The organism is Ferrovibrio terrae (genome assembly GCF_943371255.1).
In the GTDB taxonomy this organism is placed as follows: Bacteria; Pseudomonadota; Alphaproteobacteria; order Ferrovibrionales; family Ferrovibrionaceae; genus Ferrovibrio; species Ferrovibrio terrae_B.
In genome coordinates this window covers 23994-30559 of the sequence record NZ_CALRUC010000049.1, presented here as the reverse complement: position 1 = coordinate 30559, position 6566 = coordinate 23994, and the positions used below count along the sequence as shown (strand labels likewise).

Sequence of the window (6566 nt, the reverse complement as noted above, 5' to 3'; positions counted from 1 at the left end):
GGAAATAGCGATTGCCGAACCCGTCGGTGCCGACGAGTTCGCCCTTCCACCAGGTGAAAAGCTTGGTGCCGATCAGACTCATGGGACTGCCACCCTCAGGCCGGGAATCCGGCCGAAAAATCCTGCCGGACTATGGCATTACAGGCGCGACGGAGCAAGAGGTGCAGGTAACGCCATACCCGCCTAACGCGCGGTAATCAGGGCGATTTCCTGGGCGAATTCACGCTGCAGCTCGGCCCGCGCCCGGGTCTCGAAGCTGGGATATTTGGCTGCGGCAGCCTGCAGCGCGGGATTGTCCAGCGGCAGTTCCTCGGGCCGTAGAATGTCGCTGGCCTTCACGCCGCCCTTCTGGCTGGCGCCCAGCACGGCGCGGGTCAGCACAGTGGTCAGCAGACGCTGGCCCTCGCCGCTGGCGAAATAGGCATCCAGGGCGCCAAGCTCGGCCGGCGTGTAGCTGGTCGCGGCCGCATTGACCACGGCGCCGCGGAAGCGTGGCCCGGCAGTGGGGGCACGCTGGCGCAGGTCGGCGGCACGCTGCTGCTCGGCTGCCGTGCCGTTGGGCAGGAAATTCAGATAGAGCTGCGTGATCGCCTCGACACGTTTCTCCAGTCCGATGGTGGTCATAAGCTTCTCGGCCGCGGCCCGGGTTGCCTTGTCCTGGGCGAGACTCGGGTTTGCGGCCAGAGCGGCAAACAGCATGACGGCGGCGATGAAAAGGCGGTGCATGAGCGAATCCCAAATAAGTCGGCGAGTCATAGTGATACGGGGAATGTGGCAAAAACCTGTCAATCAAACATAGCCGATTCGGTCACAGATTTCATGTTTGACTCACCCCTGCACATCCATAGATTTAGCTTCGTTACGACGACTTGGCACTAGATGTTGGGTTTTTCCCCGAAATCAGTCGCCGGCCAGACCACAACATATTGATCTTATTCGGCAACTCGTTCGGCGGGGAATCACGGTATGCGTATTCAGCGGCATTTCACAGTGGCGGGGCAGGATGCCTATGCCGGCCTGGAATGGAAAACCACCACCAGCGAAATCCGCAATCCCGATGGCAGCGTGGTGTTCCGCCTCGACCAGCTGGAAGTGCCGGCCGACTGGAGCCAGGTGGCGGCCGATGTGCTGGCGCAGAAGTATTTCCGTCGCGCCGGCGTGCCGGTCGCGCTGAAGGCCGTCGAAGAATCCGATGTGCCCGACTTCCTGTGGCGCCGTGAAGCCGACATGGATGCGCTGAGCGCACTGCCCGAGAAGGATCGCTTCACCCAGGAGAGCAGCGGCCGCGAAGTGTTCGACCGCCTCGCCGGCACCTGGACCTACTGGGGCTGGAAGGGCGGCTATTTCGATTCCGACGAAGATGCCCGCGCCTTCTTCGACGAACTGCGCTTCATGCTGGCGGCCCAGATCGCCGCACCGAATTCGCCGCAGTGGTTCAACACCGGCCTGCACTGGGCCTATGGCATCGACGGCCCGGCCCAGGGCCATCACTATGTCGATTACAAGACCGGCCAGCTGACCGCCTCGGCCTCGGCCTACGAGCATCCGCAGCCGCATGCCTGCTTCATCCAGTCGGTGCAGGACGACCTCGTCAACGAGGGCGGCATCATGGACCTGTGGGTGCGCGAGGCGCGCCTGTTCAAGTACGGTTCGGGCACCGGCAGCAACTTCTCGCGCCTGCGCGGCGAGAACGAGAAGCTCTCGGGCGGCGGCAAGTCGTCGGGCCTGATGAGCTTCCTCAAGATCGGCGACCGCGCCGCCGGCGCCATCAAGTCGGGCGGCACCACGCGCCGCGCCGCCAAGATGGTGATCTGCGATATCGACCATCCCGATATCGAGCAGTTCATCGACTGGAAGGTGAAGGAAGAGCAGAAGGTCGCCGCGCTGGTCGCCGGCTCCAAGCTGTCGCAGAAACATCTGGGCGCCATCATGGCCGCCTGCCAGCTCGGCAGCGGTGATGCGCGTTTCGATGCCAAGAAAAACGCGCAGCTGCGCAAGGAAATCCTCGCCGCCCGCAGGGCGATGATCCCGGAGAACTACATCCAGCGCGTGGTGCAGTTCGCCAAGCAGGGCTACACCGAGATCGAATTCCCTGCCTATGACACCGACTGGGATTCGGAGGCCTATCTCACGGTCGCCGGCCAGAATTCCAACAACTCGGTGCGCGTCACCGATGGTTTCCTCAAGGCGGTCGAGACCGACGGCGACTGGAGCCTGACCTATCGCGGCAACGGCAAGGTGTCGAAGACGCTGAAGGCGCGCGATCTGTGGGAACAGGTCGGCTATGCCGCCTGGGCCTCGGCCGATCCGGGCATCCAGTTCGATACCAGCATCAACGAGTGGCATACCTGCCCGGCCGATGGCCGCATCAATGCGTCCAACCCGTGCTCGGAATACATGTTCCTCGACGACACGGCCTGCAACCTCGCCTCGATGAACCTGATGACCTTCCGTCAGCCTGACGGCAGGTTCAACACGGCATCCTTCGAGCATGCGACGCGGCTGTGGACCGTGGTGCTGGAAATCAGCGTGCTGATGGCGCAGTTCCCGAGCAAGGAAATCGCCGAGCGCAGCTACAAGTTCCGCACCCTTGGCCTGGGCTACGCCAATCTCGGCGCCCTGCTGATGTCCTGCGGCCATTCCTATGACTCCGATGCAGGCCGCGCGATCTGCGGCGCCATCACTGCGCTGATGACCGGCGTCAGCTATGCCGCCTCGGCCGAGATGGCCGGCGAGCTGGGCCCCTTCCCCGGCTATGCGCCCAATGCCGAAAACATGCTGCGCGTGATCCGCAACCATCGCCGCGCCGCGCAGGGCGATCATTTCGGCTATGAAGGCGTCACCACGGCGCCGGTGCCGCTGGATCATGCCAGCTGCCCCGACCAGGCGCTGCTGAATGCCGCTGAAGCCGCCTGGGACCGCGCGCTGGAGCTGGGCACCGAACATGGCTTCCGCAATGCGCAGGTCAGCGTGATCGCGCCGACCGGCACCATCGGCCTGGTGATGGATTGCGACACCACCGGCATCGAGCCCGACTTCGCGCTGGTGAAGTTCAAGAAGCTGGCCGGCGGCGGCTATTTCAAGATCATCAACCGCACCGTGCCGCTGGCGCTGAAGACGCTGGGCTACAACGACGGCCAGATCAAGGCGATCATCGACTACGCCGTCGGCCATGGCACGCTGCAGGATGCACCGGGCGTCAACCATGAAACGCTGATGGCCAAGGGACTTTCCGAGGCCACCATCGCCAAGGCCGAAACCGGCCTGCGCGGCGCGTTTGACATCAAGTTCGTGCTGAACCGCTGGACGCTGGGCACCGACACCTGCAAGGCGCTCGGCTTCACCGATGCGCAGCTGGACGATCCGGCCTTCGACCTGCTCACCGCGCTCGGCTTCAGCAGCGATGAAATCGCCGCCGCCAACCTGTATTGCTGCGGCGCCATGACGGTGGAAGGCGCCCCGCATCTGAAAGACATGCACCTGTCGGTGTTCGACTGCGCCAACCCCTGCGGCAAGGATGGCGTGCGCTTCCTCTCGGCCGAAAGCCATATCCGCATCATGGCGGCGGCACAGCCTTTCATCACCGGCGCGATCTCCAAGACCATCAACATGCCCAACCTGGCAACGGTCGAGGATTGCAAGACCGCTTACATGCTGTCGTGGAAGCTGGGCTGCAAGGCCATCGCGCTGTATCGCGACGGCTCCAAGCTCTCGCAGCCGCTGCAGACCCAGACGCTGGAAGACGACGTCGCCAACGACACCGGCGAAACCATCGCCGAGCAGGTGGCCGAGGCTCCGGCGGCGGCGCGTGCGCAGATCATCGCCGAGCGCATCGTCGAGAAGCATATCGCCGGCCGCCTGAAGCTGCCGCTGCGTCGCAAGGGCTATACCCAGAAGGCCGTGGTCGGCGGGCACAAGGTCTACCTGCGCACCGGCGAGTATGACGAAGGCAAGCTGGGCGAGATCTTCATCGACATGCACAAGGAAGGCGCCGCCTTCCGCAGCCTGATGAACAATTTCGCCATCGCCATCTCCATCGGTCTGCAATACGGCGTGCCGCTGGAGGAATTCGTCGATGCCTTCACCTTCACCCGCTTCGAGCCCTCGGGGGTGGTGGAAGGCAACGACGTCATCAAGATGTCGACCTCGATCCTCGACTATGTGTTCCGCGAACTGGCGGTGAGCTATCTCGGCCGCACCGATCTGGCCCATGTGCAGCCCGACGACCTGCGCCATGACACGCTGGGCGCCAAGCAGGCCCCGGCGGCCGTCAAGCTGCAGGTCGAGCAGGAAGCCATCAAGGTCGCCTCCACCGGCTATATCCGCTCCAACCTCTATGTGCTGCAGGGCGGCCAGAACCGCGGCGCCGTTGCCGGACTGCAGGCCACCGGCACGGACGGTCCCGTGATGCATGTCACCACCGACACGCATACCCATGTCGAGATGGATGTGCCCGCCGCGGCCATGGGCGCCGTGATGGGCGGCGGCAACAGCAAGATCGAACAGCGTGCCCTCGCCCGCATGAAGGGCTACGAGGGTGACAGCTGCCCCGAATGCGGCAACTTCACCCTGGTGCGCAACGGCACCTGCCTGAAATGCGACAGCTGCGGCGGCACCACCGGCTGCAGTTGAGGTCTCGCCAGGTGACAGGACGCCCCCCAGGCGCTATCTAGGCGCCGGGGGACGGGGATCATGGCGGGGCATTTCTCTTTCACGCGCACGGTGGCAGATGGCATTGCCGCCAGTGTCACCGGCCTGCTTGGCCTGCTGGGGCAGCGGCGCGCCCTGAAGATCCGCGCTTTCCTGCCCGCCGCCCTCACACCGGTCGGCACCGTGTCCGGCGGTTCCGGCATCCGTCTCGCCATCGTCGACCGCCGCTGCCTCTACTGGCTGCACCAGGGTCTGGCCAGTGAGCCGGAGACCCTGGCCTGGATCGGCAGCATGGCGCCCGGTGACGTGCTCTACGATATCGGTGCCAATATCGGCCTGTTCAGCATGGTTGCGGCACGGCAGCAGCAGGTCCGCTGCATCGCCGTCGAGCCCAATCCGTTTTCCTTCGCCGCGCTGTGCCGCAACCTGCTGCTCAACGACCTGGGCGAACGCATCACGCCGCTCTGCCTGGCGCTGGGACCACAGCGCGGCCTGGCCCGGCTCGGCATGGACAGCGTCGAGGCCGGCGCGGTGGGCAGCACGCTGGCGGCTGACAATGACAGCCGCCGCAGCCTCGGCACCCTGCTGCTGACCCTGGACGACCTGCCGCGCAGTGCCGGCCTGCCGGCGCCGCAGCATGTGAAAATCGATGTCGACGGCATCGAGCGCCAGATCGTCGAGGGCGGCACCGATCTCTGGGCCAGCCCGGCCTTGCGCTCGGTGCTGATCGAGACCATGCATTGCTCGCCCGCAGACCGCAGCCGCATCGACGCCCTGCTGGCCGCTGCCGGCCTGCATGCCGTTGCCGCCGAAAGCTCGTCTGCCAACACCGTCTATCGCCGCGTCGCGGCAGCAAGCGCCTGACCATGCCGACAATCGCCGATACCGATGTGATCCGCTGCACGGTTGCGCCGCGCAGCCCGTTCCGCCTGCTGGACCTGCCGCTGCTGAGCCGCCTGCATCTGGCCGGCTTCCGTCCGCGCAAGCGCCTGAGCCGCCGCCTGGTCGGCAAGCCGGCGCGCCGGCTGTTCCGCTGGCTGCTCGATCTCGGCATCACCGGCCACGGCCATTTCAGCTTCAGCGGCGCGGCGGGCGAGCGCCGCATCCGCTTCAACGGCCGCAACACCCAGTTCAGCGCGCTGTACCTGCCGCAGAACCTGCCGGTCTACGAGGCCGAAACCTCGTCGCTGCTCGATGCGCTGGTGCCCGCCGATGGCGTGTTCTTCGATATCGGCTCGAACTGGGGCTGGTTCGCGCTGCTGATCGGCGGCCGCGCCGGCTTCACGGGTCAGGTGCATGCCTTCGAGCCCTTCCCCGCCACCTTCGCCGATCTTGAATCGGTGGTGATGCAGGCCGGCCTGCAGCCGCGGATTGCCTGTCACGGCATCGCCCTGGCCGACCGCGATGGCGAAGCCACCATGGGCATCAGCGACGGCATGCATAGCGGCCTTGCCAGCCTGGGGGCCAGCACGGGCGCGAAGGTGAAGATGGCGCGGCTCGACAGCCTTGGCCTTCCGGCGCCGCAGGTGATGAAAATCGATGTCGAGGATCATGAGCTGGAGGTGCTGCAGGGCGCCACGGCCACCATCGACGCCGCGCGCCCCGTCATCGTGTTCGAGAGCTGGCTGCATCCGCGCGATCCGCAGATCACGCTGGGGCCGCTGCACCTGCTCGGCCAGCGCGACTACCGCTTTTTCTATCCCGGCTGGGTGCAGCAGGATGCCGACTGCATCCGCGGCGGCAACGACGCCCGCACCGACCGGCTCGCCCTGGTGCCGCTGCTGCCGGCGCAACGCTTCGAGCTGCCGCGGCAGCTCAACATCGTCGCCGTGCCGGCCGAAAAGCTGGATCTGCTGCGCCAGCGCCTGAACGCCGCCGCCTGACGGGCGCGCCCCTGCCCCGGCAAATCCTGCCGG

4 protein-coding genes are annotated in these 6566 nt (G+C 65.7%); 3 read left to right on the top strand and 1 reads right to left on the bottom strand.

Going from position 1 to position 6566, the window contains the following annotated elements; all coding sequences use genetic code 11:
• Positions 1-183: 183 nt before the first annotated feature.
• A complete protein-coding gene (locus AAG799_RS12095) occupies positions 184-726 on the bottom strand; it encodes a hypothetical protein (RefSeq protein WP_341896174.1) in 543 nt (180 codons plus the stop codon).
• Positions 727-966: 240 nt separating this feature from the next.
• Between AAG799_RS12095 and AAG799_RS12090 the strand changes: the two genes are divergently transcribed.
• Genes AAG799_RS12090 through AAG799_RS12080 form a run of 3 tightly spaced genes read left to right on the top strand, consistent with a single transcriptional unit; the run spans position 967 to position 6533 of the window.
• Positions 967-4632 carry a vitamin B12-dependent ribonucleotide reductase gene (locus tag AAG799_RS12090; protein ID WP_341896173.1) on the top strand — a complete coding sequence of 1222 codons (3666 nt, stop codon included), beginning with the start codon at positions 967-969 and terminating at the stop codon, positions 4630-4632.
• Positions 4633-4692: 60 nt separating this feature from the next.
• Positions 4693-5514 (top strand): FkbM family methyltransferase, encoded by an 822-nt coding sequence (locus tag AAG799_RS12085; protein WP_341896171.1) that lies wholly within the window; start codon positions 4693-4695, stop codon positions 5512-5514.
• Positions 5515-5516: 2 nt separating this feature from the next.
• Positions 5517-6533 carry an FkbM family methyltransferase gene (locus tag AAG799_RS12080; protein WP_341896169.1) on the top strand — a complete coding sequence of 339 codons (1017 nt, stop codon included), beginning with the start codon at positions 5517-5519 and terminating at the stop codon, positions 6531-6533.
• Positions 6534-6566 lie beyond the last annotated feature (33 nt).

What these genes read in the sequence shown, in the direction of transcription:
- AAG799_RS12095 (WP_341896174.1), bottom strand. Translation starts at nt 726, where the DNA reads ATGCACCGCCTTTTCATCGCCGCCGTCATGCTGTTTGCCGCTCTGGCC.
- AAG799_RS12080 (WP_341896169.1), top strand. Translation starts at nt 5,517, where the DNA reads ATGCCGACAATCGCCGATACCGATGTGATCCGCTGCACGGTTGCGCCG.
- AAG799_RS12090 (WP_341896173.1), top strand. Translation starts at nt 967, where the DNA reads ATGCGTATTCAGCGGCATTTCACAGTGGCGGGGCAGGATGCCTATGCC.
- AAG799_RS12085 (WP_341896171.1), top strand. Translation starts at nt 4,693, where the DNA reads ATGGCGGGGCATTTCTCTTTCACGCGCACGGTGGCAGATGGCATTGCC.